At 72.0% G+C, this 14,456-nt stretch carries 15 protein-coding genes; 10 read left to right on the top strand and 5 right to left on the bottom strand.

The annotated features are described in order from the left end of the window. Positions 1–48 precede the first annotated feature (48 nt). Together K8F61_RS04770 and K8F61_RS04765 are read left to right on the top strand one after the other, a co-directional pair. Complete coding sequence (locus tag K8F61_RS04770; RefSeq protein WP_231820856.1) at positions 49–756, top strand: alanine racemase; 708 nt, start codon at positions 49–51, stop codon at positions 754–756. Further along, positions 756–1,799, top strand: a complete 1,044-nt coding sequence (locus tag K8F61_RS04765) for an alanine racemase (RefSeq protein WP_231820855.1) — start codon at positions 756–758, stop codon at positions 1,797–1,799. The genes K8F61_RS04770 and K8F61_RS04765 overlap by 1 nt, the downstream gene beginning before the upstream one ends. Positions 1,800–1,890: 91 nt before the next feature. Here K8F61_RS04765 and K8F61_RS04760 read toward each other — a convergent pair whose 3' ends face one another. Continuing rightward, entirely contained in the window at positions 1,891–2,106 is a 216-nt protein-coding gene (locus tag K8F61_RS04760; RefSeq protein ID WP_067247707.1) for a DUF7455 domain-containing protein, read from the bottom strand. A gap of 180 nt (positions 2,107–2,286) precedes the next feature. On the opposite strand from K8F61_RS04760, the gene K8F61_RS04755 reads away from it, so the two are divergent. Genes K8F61_RS04755 through K8F61_RS04745 form a run of 3 tightly spaced genes read left to right on the top strand, consistent with a single transcriptional unit; the run spans position 2,287 to position 5,771 of the window. Beyond that, positions 2,287–4,392, top strand: coding sequence for a DNA gyrase/topoisomerase IV subunit B (locus K8F61_RS04755; RefSeq protein WP_231820854.1), 2,106 nt, complete (start codon positions 2,287–2,289; stop codon positions 4,390–4,392). Continuing rightward, positions 4,389–4,859: a GNAT family N-acetyltransferase gene (locus K8F61_RS04750; RefSeq protein WP_067247710.1), complete on the top strand. Its 471-nt coding sequence runs from the start codon at positions 4,389–4,391 to the stop codon at positions 4,857–4,859. The genes K8F61_RS04755 and K8F61_RS04750 overlap by 4 nt, the downstream gene beginning before the upstream one ends. A 12-nt stretch (positions 4,860–4,871) precedes the next feature. Beyond that, positions 4,872–5,771, top strand: a complete 900-nt coding sequence (locus K8F61_RS04745) for an arginase family protein (RefSeq protein ID WP_231820853.1) — start codon at positions 4,872–4,874, stop codon at positions 5,769–5,771. A gap of 30 nt (positions 5,772–5,801) precedes the next feature. On the opposite strand, the gene K8F61_RS04740 is transcribed toward K8F61_RS04745, so the two are convergent. Together K8F61_RS04740 and K8F61_RS04735 are read right to left on the bottom strand one after the other, a co-directional pair. After that, positions 5,802–6,323 (bottom strand): AAA family ATPase, encoded by a 522-nt coding sequence (locus K8F61_RS04740; protein WP_231820852.1) that lies wholly within the window; start codon positions 6,321–6,323, stop codon positions 5,802–5,804. Continuing rightward, positions 6,320–8,770 carry a DNA gyrase/topoisomerase IV subunit A gene (locus K8F61_RS04735; protein ID WP_231820851.1) on the bottom strand — a complete coding sequence of 817 codons (2,451 nt, stop codon included), beginning with the start codon at positions 8,768–8,770 and terminating at the stop codon, positions 6,320–6,322. The genes K8F61_RS04740 and K8F61_RS04735 overlap by 4 nt, the downstream gene beginning before the upstream one ends. 96 nt (positions 8,771–8,866) lie before the next feature. Here K8F61_RS04735 and K8F61_RS04730 point away from each other — a divergent pair, with 96 nt between their 5' ends. Further along, positions 8,867–10,027, top strand: coding sequence for an alkaline phosphatase family protein (locus K8F61_RS04730; protein ID WP_231820850.1), 1,161 nt, complete (start codon positions 8,867–8,869; stop codon positions 10,025–10,027). Positions 10,028–10,327: 300 nt separating this feature from the next. Here K8F61_RS04730 and sepH read toward each other — a convergent pair whose 3' ends face one another. Continuing rightward, positions 10,328–11,377 (bottom strand): septation protein SepH, encoded by a 1,050-nt coding sequence (gene sepH / locus K8F61_RS04725; RefSeq protein ID WP_231820849.1) that lies wholly within the window; start codon positions 11,375–11,377, stop codon positions 10,328–10,330. A 232-nt stretch (positions 11,378–11,609) separates the two neighbouring features. Between sepH and K8F61_RS04720 the strand changes: the two genes are divergently transcribed. Beyond that, a complete protein-coding gene (locus tag K8F61_RS04720; RefSeq protein ID WP_067247723.1) occupies positions 11,610–11,903 on the top strand; it encodes a DUF4193 domain-containing protein in 294 nt (97 codons plus the stop codon). Positions 11,904–11,977: 74 nt separating this feature from the next. On the opposite strand, the gene K8F61_RS04715 is transcribed toward K8F61_RS04720, so the two are convergent. Then, on the bottom strand, positions 11,978–12,457 hold the full coding sequence (locus K8F61_RS04715; RefSeq protein ID WP_231820848.1) for a DUF3093 domain-containing protein: 480 nt from the start codon (positions 12,455–12,457) through the stop codon (positions 11,978–11,980). A 13-nt stretch (positions 12,458–12,470) separates the two neighbouring features. Here K8F61_RS04715 and dut point away from each other — a divergent pair, with 13 nt between their 5' ends. Genes dut through K8F61_RS04700 form a run of 3 tightly spaced genes read left to right on the top strand, consistent with a single transcriptional unit; the run spans position 12,471 to position 14,373 of the window. Further along, the gene (gene dut / locus K8F61_RS04710) at positions 12,471–12,944 is read left to right on the top strand and encodes a dUTP diphosphatase (protein WP_067247730.1); all 474 of its coding nucleotides are present in this window, start codon (positions 12,471–12,473) and stop codon (positions 12,942–12,944) included. Then, positions 12,941–13,561, top strand: coding sequence for a DUF3710 domain-containing protein (locus K8F61_RS04705; protein WP_231820847.1), 621 nt, complete (start codon positions 12,941–12,943; stop codon positions 13,559–13,561). The genes dut and K8F61_RS04705 overlap by 4 nt, the downstream gene beginning before the upstream one ends. Then, entirely contained in the window at positions 13,558–14,373 is an 816-nt protein-coding gene (locus K8F61_RS04700; protein WP_231820846.1) for a DUF3159 domain-containing protein, read from the top strand. The genes K8F61_RS04705 and K8F61_RS04700 overlap by 4 nt, the downstream gene beginning before the upstream one ends. Positions 14,374–14,456: the final 83 nt, after the last annotated feature.

Here is a 14,456-nt window from a genome sequence, read left to right as displayed (position 1 = left end):
CCGCCTCCTCACGGAGGCGGCCGACAGGGCGAAAGGTAGGCTGGCGGAGTGAGTGAGCTGTCCCGGAGCGCCATGCTGCGAGCCCTCATCTCCCGCTCCGCGCTCGCGCTCGGCGCCGCTCGTGCGGTCGAGGCGGGGGGTCCGGGGATCGCCGACCTCCGCCGGGACGCGTGGGGGCACGGCCTTCTCGCCGTGGCGCAGGCCGTGGTGGCCGCCGGCGCGCGGGGCGTCCTCGTCGACTCCGACGCCGAAGCCGGCGCGCTGCGCCTCGAGGGGATCACCGCGTCGGTCGACGTGGAGCCCGACCTGGATCCGCACCTGCTCTACGGCCTGCCGCTGCCCGACGGCACTCTTCCCGGGGAGCCGGTGATGCGGCTCACGGGCCGCGTGCTGTCCACGAAGGAGATCGCCGCGGGAGCCGGGGTCTCGTACGGCTATCGGTATCGCGCACCGCGCGACTCCCGCCTGGCGCTGGTCACGGGCGGCTACGCGCAGGGTGTCGTGCGTTCCCTCGGCGGCCACGCCCACGCGGCGATCGGGGACGCGGTGTTCCCGATCGTCGGGCGCATCGCGATGGACGTCTGCGTGCTGGACATCGGCGACGCCGAGGTCCCGGACGACGCGGAGGTGACCTACTTCGGCGGCCGCGGCCCGCTCGCCGGAGCTCTCGCCACATGGGCCTCGCACACCGGGCTCTCGATCCCGGAGCTGGTGGCGGTGGCCGGGCAGCGCAGCGATCGGGCCTGGGAGGCGTGATGACTCGTCCGGAGCTCCGCATCGATGAGACCGTGTTCCGCCGGAACCTCGCCGTCCTCCGTGACCGCGTGGAGCCGTCCTCCCTGATGCTCGTGGTCAAGGACGACGCGTACGGCCACGGCGCCGGATGGGCCGCCGAGACCGCTGTGACGGCGGGCGTCGACTGGGTCGGCACCTACGACATCCCCACCGCGGTCGGCCTGCGCGACGCCATCGGCTCCGGCCCGCGCCTCTTCGCCTGGGCGACATCCGCGGACGACGAGATCGCCGAGGCGCTGATCGCCGGCGTCGACCTCGGGGTCGGTTCGCTCGCCTACCTGGAGCGCGTCCTCGCGCAGTCCGAGCGCGTCGGCGCCCGCGCCCGCATCCACCTGAAGATCGACACCGGCCTGCATCGCAGCGGACTGTCGGCGGGGGAATGGGCTCACGGGCTCGACCGCGTCCTCGGGCACGGCGGCCACGCGAACGCCGACCTGGTCGGCGTCTGGAGTCATATCGCCGAGGCCAGCGACGAGGAGGACGACGCCGCGCACCGGCGCTTCCTCGGCGCGGTGGACGAGGCGGCGCGCGCCGGAGCGTCGTCGCCGCTCACGCATCTGACGGCGTCGGCCGCGACCTGGGCACGGCCGGAGCTGCGCGGATCCCTCGTCCGCGTCGGTGCGTTCTGCTACGGGATCCGGTCCGCGGACGGCCCCGAACTGCCGGGACTCGCCCCGATCGCGTCGCTGTGCGCGCGCGTCGAGGAGGTCCGGGACGGAGAGGCGGTCGTCGGGATCGGCGCGCTCGACGGGATCCCCAGCATCCTGGCCGGTCGCGTCGACGTCGGCACCCCCGCCGGGCCCCGACCACTGCGCGCGGTGGAGCTCGCGACGGTCCACGTCGAGGCCTGGCCCGGGGCCGTTCCCGGCGACGAGGTCGTCCTGTTCGGGCCCGGTACGAGGGGAGAGTCGTCGGCGACGACGCTGGCGGAGAGCATCGACACGGTCGGGGAGGAGATCCTCACCCGCCTGGCGTCGCGCGTGCGGCGTCGTCACGTGTCCTGACGGGCTCGCCCGCGAGCGGCGCCCCGGGTGGAGACGGCGAGACCCCGTGCCCTGTGGCAGGGCGCGGGGTCTCGATCAGTCGGTGGGACGGTCAGGCGTCGAGGAGGCGGGCCGTCTCGTCGTGCCAGCTCGTGGCCACGGCACGCAGCTTCTCCTCGTACTTGCGACCGTGGTGGGCGCAGAACAGCAGCTCGCTGCCGTTGACCACGGCGGCGATGTAGGCCTGCGCGCCGCAGGAGTCGCAGCGATCCATCGCCGTGAGGCGGTGCTCGAAGGCGGGCGCTTCCCGTTCGGTTGTCGCGTTCATCTCGGTGCCTCCTCGGTTGTCGGGTACGCGGTGGAGCGTGCTCAATACAACCACGCGGACCTGGGAGTCATGCCCGCGCGACGGCGTGTTTCGCTCAGCGCGTACGCCGCGCGCCCGCGAGGGCCCCGGACGGGAGTGTCCTCCGAGGGCGCCGCGCAGAGGCCCATAAAATGGAGGATTGTGACCGCCGAGTACTCCGCCCATCATCTGCAGGTTCTCGAGGGCCTCGAAGCCGTTCGCAAGCGCCCGGGCATGTACATCGGATCGAACGGGTCCCCGGGGCTCATGCACTGCCTCTGGGAGATCATCGACAACTCCGTCGACGAGGCCGTCGCGGGCAACGGCACGCGCATCGACGTCGTGCTGCACGCCGACGGCAGCGTCGAGGTCCGCGACCGCGGACGCGGCGTCCCGGTGGACGTCGAGCCGCGGACCGGGCTGACGGGCGTCGAGGTGGTCTACACGAAGCTGCACGCGGGCGGGAAGTTCGGCGGCGGCTCCTACGCGGCCTCGGGCGGTCTGCACGGCGTCGGCGCATCGGTCGTCAACGCGCTGTCGGAGCGTCTGGACGTCGAGGTCGACCGCGGCGGGAAGACCTACGCGATGTCGTTCCACCGCGGCGAGCCAGGGGTGTTCGACGACAACGGCGAGCCACGACCGGACGCCCCGTTCACGCCGTTCGAGAAAAGCAGCGAGCTGCGCGTGGTGGGGAAGGCGCCGAAGGGCGTGACCGGCACGCGAGTGCGGTACTGGGCCGACCGCCAGATCTTCACCAAGGACGCGGCGTTCCAGCTGCCCGATCTGGAGAACCGGGCGCGGCAGACGGCGTTCCTCGTGCCGGGGCTCGAGATCGTCGTGCGCGACGAGCGCGCGTCGCGCGTAGCGGACGGCGAGGATGCCGGGACCGTGAACGAGACGTCCTATCTGTACGAGGGCGGGATCTCGGAGTTCGTCGAGTATCTGGCCACCGATGCCCCGGTGACCGACACCTGGCGGCTGCAGGGGAGCGGCTCGTTCACCGAGACGGTGCCGGTCCTGCAGCCGGACGGCTCCATGCGGGCGACCGAGGTCGAACGGGAGTGCACGGTCGACATCGCCCTGCGCTGGGGGACGGGCTACGACACGACGATCCGTTCCTTCGTCAACATCATCGCGACGCCCAAGGGCGGCACGCACCAGCAGGGCTTCGAGCAGGAGCTGCTGAAGGTCATGCGCAGCCAGGTGGAGCAGAACGCCCGGCGCCTGAAGGCGGGCAACGACAAGATCGAGAAGGACGACGTGCTCGCCGGGCTCTCCGCCGTCCTCACGGTCACCGTGCCCGAACCGCAGTTCGAGGGACAGACCAAGGAGGTCCTCGGGACCCCGGCCGTGCGCACGATCGTGTCGCAGGTGGTGCGCAAGGAATTGGGCCTGCGCTTCTCGTCCACCAAGCGCGACGACAAGAACCAGGCCTCCATGCTGCTGGACAAGGTCGTCGCGGAGATGAAAGCGCGCGTCTCGGCCCGCGCCCACAAGGAGACGCAGCGTCGCAAGAACGCGCTGGAATCCTCGTCGCTGCCCGCCAAGCTCGTCGACTGCCGGACGAACGACGTCACGGAGTCCGAGCTGTTCATCGTCGAGGGCGACTCGGCGCTCGGCACCGCCAAGCACGCCCGCAACAGCGAGTACCAGGCGCTCCTCCCGATCCGGGGGAAGATCCTCAACGTGCAGAAGGCGTCGGTCAGCGACATGCTCTCCAACGCCGAGTGCGCATCCATCATCCAGGTCGTCGGTGCCGGCTCGGGCCGGTCGTTCGATCTCTCGACCGCGCGCTACGGCAAGGTCATCCTGATGAGCGACGCGGACGTGGACGGCGCGCACATCCGCACGCTGCTGCTGACGCTGTTCTTCCGGTACATGCGTCCGCTCATCGAGGACGGCCGGGTCTTCGCCGCGGTGCCGCCGCTGCACCGGGTGATCGTGATCAACCCCGGATCCAAGCCGAACGAGACCGTCTACACGTACAGCGAGCAGGAGCTGCACAGCCTGCTGGCGAAGCTCCGCAAGCAGAACAAGCGCTGGCACGAGCCCGTGCAGCGGTACAAGGGTCTCGGCGAGATGGATGCCGAGCAGCTCGCCACCACCACGATGGACCGGTCGGGACGCCTGCTCCGGCGCGTGCGGATGGAGGACGCGGAGGAGGCCGGCCGCGTCTTCGAGCTGCTGATGGGCAACGAGGTCGCGCCGCGGCGCGAGTTCATCGTGGACTCCGCGGACCAGCTCGCCCGCGAGTCGATCGACGCGTGACCCGGCTGTCCGCGGGCGATCCGATCCTCCGTCCCGCGACGCCCGGCGACCTCGAGACCGTGGTCGCGCTCAAGGCGGTGACGCTGCGCGCGGATCTGGACCGGCTCGTGGGCTGGGACCCCGAGCGGTCGCGGGCCCGCGTCGTCGCGCACTTCTCGCCCGGGAACACCCGGATGATCCTGATCGGCCAGGAGACCGTGGGCACCGTGACGCTCCGGCCGGACGGCGGCGACCTGTGGCTGGAGATGTTCTACCTGGACCCCGCGCACCAGGGCCGAGGCATCGGGTCCGCGGTCCTGCGGACGCTCTGCGCAGAGGCGCCCATGACCCGTCTGCGTCTGCAGGTGCTGGTCGGCTCGGCCGCGCAGCGTCTGTACGCACGGCACGGGTTCGTGGTCGACGAGGACGACGGGATCGACGTGTGGATGCACCGTGACCCCGCGGTGGCCGGTGTCGGTGCCGGTTGACAGACTGGGACGATGATCGCGATCCTCTCGGCGCCCACCAACCTCGGACTGAACCCGCCCGAGCCCGGCGCGGTCCCCGGGACGGCCAAGGCGCCCGAGGCCCTGCGCGAGGCCGGGCTGCATGAGCGGCTGATCCGCGCCGGCGCCGTCGACGCCGGGGTCGTGCTGCCGGGGCGATATGTGGACGCACCGCGCCCGCACGACGTCGTCCGCAACCAGGAGGCGATCGTCGAGCACGCCCGCCGCCTGGCCGCCCGCCTGGTCGGGCTCCGCGGCGAGGGGCTCGCTCCACTGGTGCTGGGCGGCGACTGCAGCATCGCCGTGGCCGCCGGACTCGCCACCCGCGTCGTCGGCGGCGGATTCGTGCATGTCGACGGGCACACCGACTTCCGACACCTCGGCAACAGCCCCGCGGTGGGCGCCGTCGGCGGCGAGGGGCTGGCCGCGCTCGTCGGCCGGCACATCCCCGCGATCGCCGACATCGACGGGCTCGGCCCTTACGTCGCGGGGGATCGCGTGGCGCACGTCGGATGCCGGGACGACGACGAGGATCTCGCGGAGGTCGAGGCGGCGCTGGCGCTCGTGATCCCCGCATCGGAGGTGATCCTGCACGGCGGGGCGAGGGCGGCCGGGCGGGTTCGTTCCGTGCCCGGGATGAACGGCGGGTACTGGATCCAGGTGGATGTGGACGTCCTGGACCCGATCCACATGCCGGCGGTCGACAGCCCGGATCCGGGAGGTCTCTCGCCGGACGAGCTGATCGAGCTGCTCCGGGGCCTCGCCCCCGCCGCGTGGGGCGCCTCCGTCACGATCTTCGATCCGGACCTGGATCCGGACGGCGTCCACGCGCGGACCCTCTCCCGTGTCATCGCCGAGGGCTTCGAAGACCTCGGGCGGACGCGGACCGGCTGAGCCGACGTCGATCCGTGCGGGTCTTGGTCGTCAGACCAGCGCCGCGTCCCAGCCGTCGTGGATCGCCTCGAGGGTCGCCTCCGCGGTCAACGTCGTGGTGTCGATGCGCAGGCCGGGCGCCTGCCAGGCGTCCTGTGCGGCACGAAGATGGGTCCAGGCGGCTGCCACCTGCTTGTCCCGTCCGGCGTCGCGCGCCGAGACCGCCTCCGGCGAGGCGGTGAGAAGCACGAACCGGAGCGGTGCGAACACGCCGATGCGGTACGCGCGCAGCAGTCCCGGCCACAGCACGACATCGGAGACCGCGACGTCGAAGCCGGCGGCCGTGTAGTTGCGGGAGAGAGCGAACAGGTTCTCGCGGCGCAGGGCGAGCTGACGCTCAGCCTCGTCCGCCGGCTCGGCGCCGGGGACGACCAGCCCGGACACGATGAAGGACTCGCCGATGTCATCGCTGTCCAGGTGCACACCCCTCGGCGCGGCGCCGGCGAGCGCACGAGCGATCGTGGTCTTGCCGACGCCGGGGAGACCGGAGACCAGGACGACGGAGCCCGTCATGCGCCGAGGGCCCGGCCGATCGATCCCACGACGCCATCCAGCGTCTGGCCGGACGCGTCCCGCTTGGCTCCCGATTCCGGCAGGGTGCGTGCGGCACCGTCGGGGCCGACCGCCAGGGCAGGCGACGGACCGGCCCAGGCGAGGCGGAGCCTGTCCTCGCCCTTGAGGAACGAGTGGGCGCGGACGCCGCCGGTGGCACGGCCCTTCCCGGGGAACTCCGTGAACGAGGACACCTTCGCCCGACCCGCATCCGTGCCCGCGAGCACGCCGTCCGCGCCGGAGACGGTGACGACGACCGCGTCCGCGACATCCGTCACGACCGAGAACGACACCACGTCCGCTCCGGCGGCGAGCTTGATCCCCGCCATCCCGCCGGCGGCGCCGCCCTGGGGACGCACAGACGACGCAGGGAAGTGCAGCAGCTGTGCATCCGAGCTGACGAAGACGAGCTCGGCGTCGTCCGGGGCCGCGGCGGCGCCGACGACCGTGTCACCTGCCTTGAGCCCGATGACCTCGACCTCCGGCCGCGCGGCGAGGCCCGATGGCACCACCCGCTTGACCACTCCGGCGCGCGTTCCGAGCGCCAGCGGCGTGTCGTCGTCGAAGCGGACGAGCGACAGAACCTTCTCGCTCTTGTCGAGAAGGCCGATGTAGTCCCGAAGCGGAACCCCGGCGGCCAGGTGGACGGACGACGAGGGCACCGAGGGCAGGTCGACGGGGGAGAAGCGCAGGACCCGACCGGCGCTCGTCACCGCGCCGATCTCGCTCCGGGTGCTCGTCGCGAGGGTCGCGAGGACCGCGTCGTGCTTGCTGCGCCGCGTTCCCGCGGCGAGCTCCTGCCCTTCGGCGAGGTCCACCCGCACGGCGCGCCCGGTCGTGGAGAGCACGACCACCGTCGGGGTGTCGGCGATCTGCAGGTCGACGGCAGCGCCCTTGGCGACGCGGGGCTTGGGCGGTGCGGCGTTGAGGAGCATGGTGCGCCGGGGCGTGCCGTACTGCTCGGCCGCGGCGTCCAGCTCGCGCGCGACCTGCGCGCGCAGGAGGGCGTCGCTGCCGAGCAGGTCGCGGAGCTCGGCGATCTCGGCCTGCAGCTTGTCGCGCTCGCTCTCCAGCTCGATCCGCGAGAACTTCGTCAGGCGGCGCAGACGCAGCTCCAGGATGTACTCGGCCTGCGGCTCCGAGAGGTCGAAGACGTCGCGGAGCCGGGCCCGGGCCTGCTCTCCGTCGTCGGAGGAGCGGATGACCTGGATCACCTCGTCGATGTCGAGGATCGCGATCAGCAGTCCCTCGACCAGGTGCAGACGCTCTTCTCGGCGCGCGAGACGGAAGCGGCTGCGACGGGTGACCACCTCGAGCCGGTGCGTCACGTAGACGGACAGCAGCTCCTTGAGCCCCAGGGTGCGGGGCTGTCCCTCCACGAGGGCGACGTTGTTGATGCTGAACGAGTCCTCGAGCGGGGTCAGCCGGTACAGCTGCTCCAGCACGGCGTTCGGGTCGAAGCCCGTCTTGATCCCGATCTGGATCCGCATGCCGTGGTTGCGGTCGGTGAGATCGGTGACGTCGCTGATCCCCTGGAGCTTCTTCGACTGCACCGCGTCGCGGATCTTCTCGATCAGGCGCTCGGGGCCGACCATGTACGGCAGCTCGGTGACGACGATCCCGGTCCGCCGAGGGCCGAGCGACTCGATCGACACCTTTCCGCGGACCTTCAGCGCGCCGCGGCCGTTGGCGTAGGCGTCCTTCACGCCGTCGAGGCCCATGAGGATCCCGCCCGAGGGGAAGTCCGGGCCGGGCACGAACTCCATGAGCTCCTCGGTCGTGGCCTCCGGGTGCTCGAGGAGGTGGATCGCGGCGGCCACCACCTCGATGAGGTTGTGCGGCGCCATGTTCGTGGCCATGCCCACGGCGATCCCGCTCGCCCCGTTGACGAGCAGGTTGGGGAAGGCGGCGGGGAGCACGGAGGGCTGCTGGAACTGGCCGTCGTAGTTGGGGATGAACTCGACGACGTCCTCGTCGAGGCTCTCGGTCAGCGCCAGCGCCGGCGGGGCGAGGCGGGCCTCGGTGTAGCGGGAGGCGGCCGGACCGTCATCCAGCGATCCGAAGTTGCCGTGCCCGTCGACGAGCGGCACCCGCAGCGCGAAGCCCTGGGCGAGCCGCACGAGGGCGTCATAGATCGCCGAGTCGCCGTGGGGGTGGAGCTTTCCCATGACCTCGCCCACGACGCGGGCGCTCTTGACGTGGCCGCGCTCGGGACGCAGGCCCATCTCGGCCATCTGGTACAGGATGCGCCGCTGCACGGGCTTCATGCCGTCGCGGGCGTCCGGGATCGCGCGCGAGTAGATCACGGAGTAGGCGTACTCGAGATACGAGCCCTGCATCTCGCTGGTCAGGTCGATGTCCTGGATGCGCTCGTCGATCGGCTCGGGCGGCGTGGTGCTGCGGGGCATGGGATTCCTGCGTCGGTCGGGTGCCGGCGGAGGCGGTCCTCGACGCCGGGTCCGGCCCGGGACTCACACGAAGGCACTCGTGCGAGACTGGCTCGGATGACCCTTATGCTACCGGCCGTGCCGCCGACCGCCCGGAGCATCACCGGGGTGGCGCAGGACCTGCTCGACGCCATCGGCAGCCCCCGTGATGCCGATCCCCCCGTGAACCGCGGTGAGGCCGAGCCGCTGCCCGCGGTGCGCTCGGCAGTCCTCGTCGTGATCGACGGGCTGGGCGCGGCGCAGCTGCGCGCGCACGCGGGTCATGCCCGCACCCTGGCGTCGGCCATGACCAAGCGCGACGTCGCGTTCTCGGTCTTCCCGTCCACGACCGCATCCGCCCTGACGAGTCTCGTCACAGGAGTCGCGCCCGGGCGGCACGGGCTCGTCGGCTACCGGGTCCTCGACCGTGAGCGCGGCCGGCTCGTGAACCAGCTCAGCGGGTGGGAGCAGGAGCGGATCGATCCGGCGTCGTGGCAGCGTGAGCCGACCGTCTTCGAGCGTGCGCGCGCCCTCGGCCACCCCGTCCACGCCGTGGGCCTGCCCGCGTACGCGCGGAGCGGCTTCAGCGCGGCGACGCTGCGCGGCGCCGACTTCCACGCCGCGAAGTCCGGGGCCGACCGGGTCGCGCTCGCCCTCGGGCTCGCCGAGGAGAACGACGGCGCCCTGGTGTACTGCTACCTGCCGGAGGCGGACAAGGCCGGGCACCGGGACGGTGTGGCGTCGGCCGAGTGGGTGGCCGCGCTGGAGGACATCGACGCGGCGCTCTCCGTCCCTGTCCCGCGTGGCGTCGGTGTGCTCGTGACCGCGGATCACGGCATGGTCGACGTCCCCCGTCACCGACACCTGATCGTGGATGAATCGGGTCCGATGCGGGACGGGGTGGCGCACATCGGCGGCGAGCCGCGCATGCTGCACGTCTACCTCGACGATCCGGACCGCCTCGGCTCTGCGCGCAGCGCGTGGGCGGCCGGGACGGAGGGCGCCGCGGATGTGCTCACCCGGGATGAGGCGATCGCCGGCGGACTGTTCGGGGCCGAGGTCACCGCGGACGCGGCCGCCCGGATCGGCGATCTCGTGATCCCGGCGCGGGGAACCTGGGCGTTGTACGACGGGGCGGCGGAGGATCAGAAGGCCCAGGACATGGTCGGCCAGCACGGCTCGCTGACCCCGGAGGAGCTCCGCGTCCCCCTGCTGCGGATGGGTGCCTTCGCCCGCTGACCCAGAAGTCACCGGATCCTCCTGACCCCGCGCGCGAGTTCCGGCATGCGCGTGGATCAGGCGAACGCGCGAGCTCAGGCGGTTTGGACGCAGGGGCGCCTGTTTTCGCGTGTTTGCCTGATCTGGCGTGGGCCTGGTTCTTGCGCAGGAGTCACGCGCGAGTTCCGGCATGCGCGTGGGGTCAGGCGAACGCGCGAGCTCAGGCGGTTTGGGCCCAGCGGTGCCTGTTCTGGTGTGTTTGCCTGATCTGGCGACGAGGAGCGCGAGGGCGCGGGCGCTCGGGGGACGCGGAGCTCGGGCTCAGTCGTCGGTGCGTGCGCCGAAGACGATCTCGTCCCACGAGGGCATCTCGCGGCGGCGACGACGGGAGCCGGACTCGTCGTGCGATGCGGGCGCCGAAGGCTGCGGAGCGGGATCCGGAGTCGCATCCTCCGTGCCCGCGCGGTAGCCGGGCTCGAGGGCGTCGAAGAGGGCGATGGGCGCCTCGTCGGCCTCGTCCGCGCTCGGCGCCAGCTCCCGCTGACCGCGGCGCCGCCGAAGCGCCTCGAGCAGATCGGCGGTGTCCGACGGCGTCGAGGCGACCTGCGGTGCGCGGTTGGTCGCGGCCTCCTGGACGGCGGGCGCGGATCGCTGCGGCGCGGCGTTCTCCTCGCGACCGTCCTCCCGCGACTCGTTCGGGGCGGGAACGAGTCTCGGTCCGAACGCGCCGGAGTCGAAGCGCGAGTCGTCCTTGTAGGGGGAGGGGCGCTCCTTGTCGAGGGCGCGCAGGCGCGGGATCAGCCCTTCGGGAAGCGAGCCCTGCCGCGAGAGCTGGGTGGCGTCCGCGTTGAGGGGTGAGAGGACGCTGCGGCGGGGGTCGAAGCTCCACCGGGCGTCGTGGTCGACCTCGGACGCGGTGAACTCGAGCTTGATGATCCAGCCGGACTCGTCCTTCCAGCTCGCCCACCGCTCGGCGGTCGCTCCGACGTCGGCGAGCTTGGCGCGGATCGCCACCCCGAAGGTGGGCTGTGCGTCCGGCTCGACCTCGCTGCCGATGAGGACGGGGACGGCCAGGGCCTGGCCGACGATGTGCTCGCGCTCGGCGAGAACGGGTCCCTCGAACTTCTCGACGTCCTCGACGCGGACGCCGAGGAGCTCGGCGACCTCGCGGGCGGACAGCCCGGCACGGATCTGGGCCTGGATCTCCCGGGGGCTCGCGGCCAGCGGAGCCACCCGTTCCTCCTGGCGTGCGCGCGCCCGCCGGATCTCGGCGCGCAGGACCTCGTCGACGGGCAGGGCGAAGCGCGTCCCCGACTCCGTCGCGAGGACGAGGAGATTGTCTTCGGTGCCGACGATCGTGACGTGTTCCATGGCAGAGCCCCTCTGATGGGTGTGCGCCCATCGTGTCACGGGCCCCGGACGCGGGACGGGAATAGCGTGGGCGTGCCGCGAGTTTGGATCGGCGGAAGCGCGGCATTTGCCAAACGATCGCGGGTCGTGCAAACTATGGCCGCCGAACACCCGACGGCACGCCGCTGAGTCGGCACGAAGCGATACCCCCGGCACCGCGCCACTCGCATCACGAAAGTGGAGAATCACCGCAATGGCAACCGATTACGACGCCCCGCGCAAGAGCGAAGACGAGAGCGAGTCGATCGAGGCTCTCAAGGAGCGCGTCCCCGACAAGCTGTCGGGCTCGGTCGGCGACGAGGACTCCGACAACCCGAGCAACTTCGACCTGCCCGGCGCAGACCTGTCCGACGTCGAGCTCGACGTCGTCGTCCTCCCGGCCCAGCAGGACGAGTTCACCTGCATGAGCTGCTTCCTGGTGAAGCACCGTTCGCAGCTCGACCACGAGGACGCGTCGGGCCCGATCTGCAAGGAATGCGCCGCCTGACCCGACGGACGTTCGCGCCCTGACCGCTCCGGTCCAGGGCGCGTTCTGCTTTCCGGTGACGGCCGCGCGCCGGGTCAGCCGTCGGCGGCCGTGCGTCTGGCCGCGTCGATCGCCGCCGCCAGACGGTCGGGGGTCCTCGTCGAGAGGGTCCAGGTGGGGGCGGGATCGTCGGGATCGAGGATCGGCACCACGACCACCCCGTCGATGCCGCCGCGGATCAGATGCCACCCGCGTGCCGGAAGGCCCGCTCCGCGCGCGACGCGCGCCGCCTCTCCGGTCTGCGCCGAGGGCTCGCCCAACCACCGCGCATCGATGTGCGCCCTGCCGGCGCGCAGCGTCCGCCGGCCCACCCGCACACGAGGAGAGGCGAGGACCATCAGGCCGATGATCGCCGCCGTGGCGGCGCAGCCGATCACGAGCGCGACGACCGAGCCGACCGGGATCAGCGTGAGCGTGACCATGGGTCCTCCGACGGCGGCGGCCAGAAAGAGCCAGAGACTGGGGGTGAGACGCTCGCTGTACCGCGGACGCGCGTCGTCGGCGAGGTTCTGCATTAGCCTCTTTCTCGTGACCGATACCGTGGACGTCCCCATTATCGCCCCCGAGGTCCCTGCCTACGCCCACCCCGGTGACGCGGGCGCGGATCTCGTCTCGACCGAGGCGGTCGTGCTGGCGCCGGGGGAGCGGGCCCTGATCGGCACCGGTGTGCGGATCGCCCTCCCCGAGGGATACGCGGCGTTCGTCGTCCCGCGCAGCGGTCTGGCCGCCAAGCATGGGATCACCGTGGTGAACTCCCCGGGGACGGTCGACGCGGGGTACCGCGGCGAGATCAAGGTGTGCCTCCTGAACACCGATCCGCGCGAGGCGTACGAGATCGCGCCCGGCGACCGGATCGCCCAGATGATCGTGATGCCGGTGACCCGAGCCCGCTTCATCCCCGTGGATTCGCTGGAGGACAGCGTCCGCGGAGCGGGCGGGTTCGGCTCCAGCGGATACCAGACCCAGAGCGCCGCCCCGAGCGGCGCGGAGGAGAGAGCATGACCGACGACAACAGCATCGAGCCGACAGAGCCGACAGAGTCCGCCGCCGCGGAGGTCCCGACCCTGCACGGGGACCGCTCCGTGGACGGGCCGTTCGACGAGACGGAGGCGAATCCTGTTCGTCCGTACATCGACCTCGGCGGCATCAAGATCCTCCCGCGAGAGGGCCTGAACCTCCGCCTCGAGGTCGAGGAGCAGACCAAGCGCATCGTCGCCGTCGGCCTGGACTACGCGGACTCGACCCTTCAGGTCCAGCCGTTCGCGGCCCCGCGGTCGTCGGGCCTCTGGGAGGAGACGCGCGCCCAGATCCGTGAGCAGATCACCCAGCAGGGCGGCCGGGTGGAGGAGCGCGAGACCGCGCTCGGCGCCGAGCTGCTCGCGGAAGTGCCGACGGTCGCGGGCGACGGCACCAGCCTGCGCCTCGCCCGATTCGTCGGCGTGGACGGGCCGCGATGGTTCCTGCGCGGCGTCATCGGCGGCGCGGCCACCTCCGATCCCGAGGCCGCGGCGGCGGTCGAGGATCTGTTCCGCTCCATCGTCGTGGTGCGCGGCGGCTCGCCGATGCCGCCGCGGGACCTCATCCCGCTGCGGATGCCCGCGGCGCCCGGCACGGCGTGAGCGACCCGCGGGAGGACCGGTCGCCGGGCGCCGACGACGCGGGAGCCCCCGCGCCCGCGGACGCACGGTACACGCCGCCGCCGGCAACCGGATCCTCGGCCCCAGACCCCTCGCAGGCGTTCGCCTCGGCGCTCGGCGGTGCGGCGCGCCGGATGGGGATCGACGCGCCCGCCGACGCCCATGCCGGGCACGTGGTCTGGCGGGCGATGGGCGGCTGGCGGGGAGTTCTGGAGTCCGTCCTGCCGAGCCTCGCGTTCGTCCTGATCTACACCCTCCGACCGGAGCCGCTCGTGCTCTCGCTCGGGATCTCCGTCGGCCTCGCCGCGGTCTTCTCCGTCGTGCGCCTGCTGCAGAAGTCGCCGCCGTCCGCCGCCATCGGCGGCCTGGTCGCCGTCGCCTTCGCCGCGGGGCTGGCGCTGTGGACCGGCCGGGGACAGGACAACTTCGTCCCGGGCTTCTTCACCAACGCGATCTACGGCTCGGTCCTGCTCGTCTCCGCGCTGGTCGGGTGGGCGCTCATCGGCGTCGCGGCGGGACTGCTCATGGGGGAGGGGCAGGCCTGGCGCGCGGATCGCCGCAAGCGTCGTGTGTTCTTCTGGCTGACCGTCGCATGGGCGTCGCTGTTCTTCGCCCGTCTCGCCGTGCAGCTCCCGCTCTACTTCGCCGGGAACGTCACGGCGCTCGGCACGCTGAAGATCGTGATGGGTCTGCCGCTGTTCGCGCCGATGGTCGCCGTCACCTGGCTCGCGGTCCGAGCTCTGTACCCGCGCGACGCGCCCAAGGAAGCGGCCGATCGCTCACCGGATGCGTGATAGATTTATCTCGACATCAAGATAAATCGACACCCTTTCGCTCGCCCGGGTCGAGGCGCAGACTGGTTAGGTCCGCCTTGCTA

Source organism: Microbacterium resistens, from assembly GCF_021172025.1.
Classification (GTDB): domain Bacteria; phylum Actinomycetota; class Actinomycetes; order Actinomycetales; family Microbacteriaceae; genus Microbacterium; species Microbacterium resistens.
Note: the sequence above shows the minus strand (reverse complement) of the source record. Positions and strands in the feature narration are given on the sequence as shown.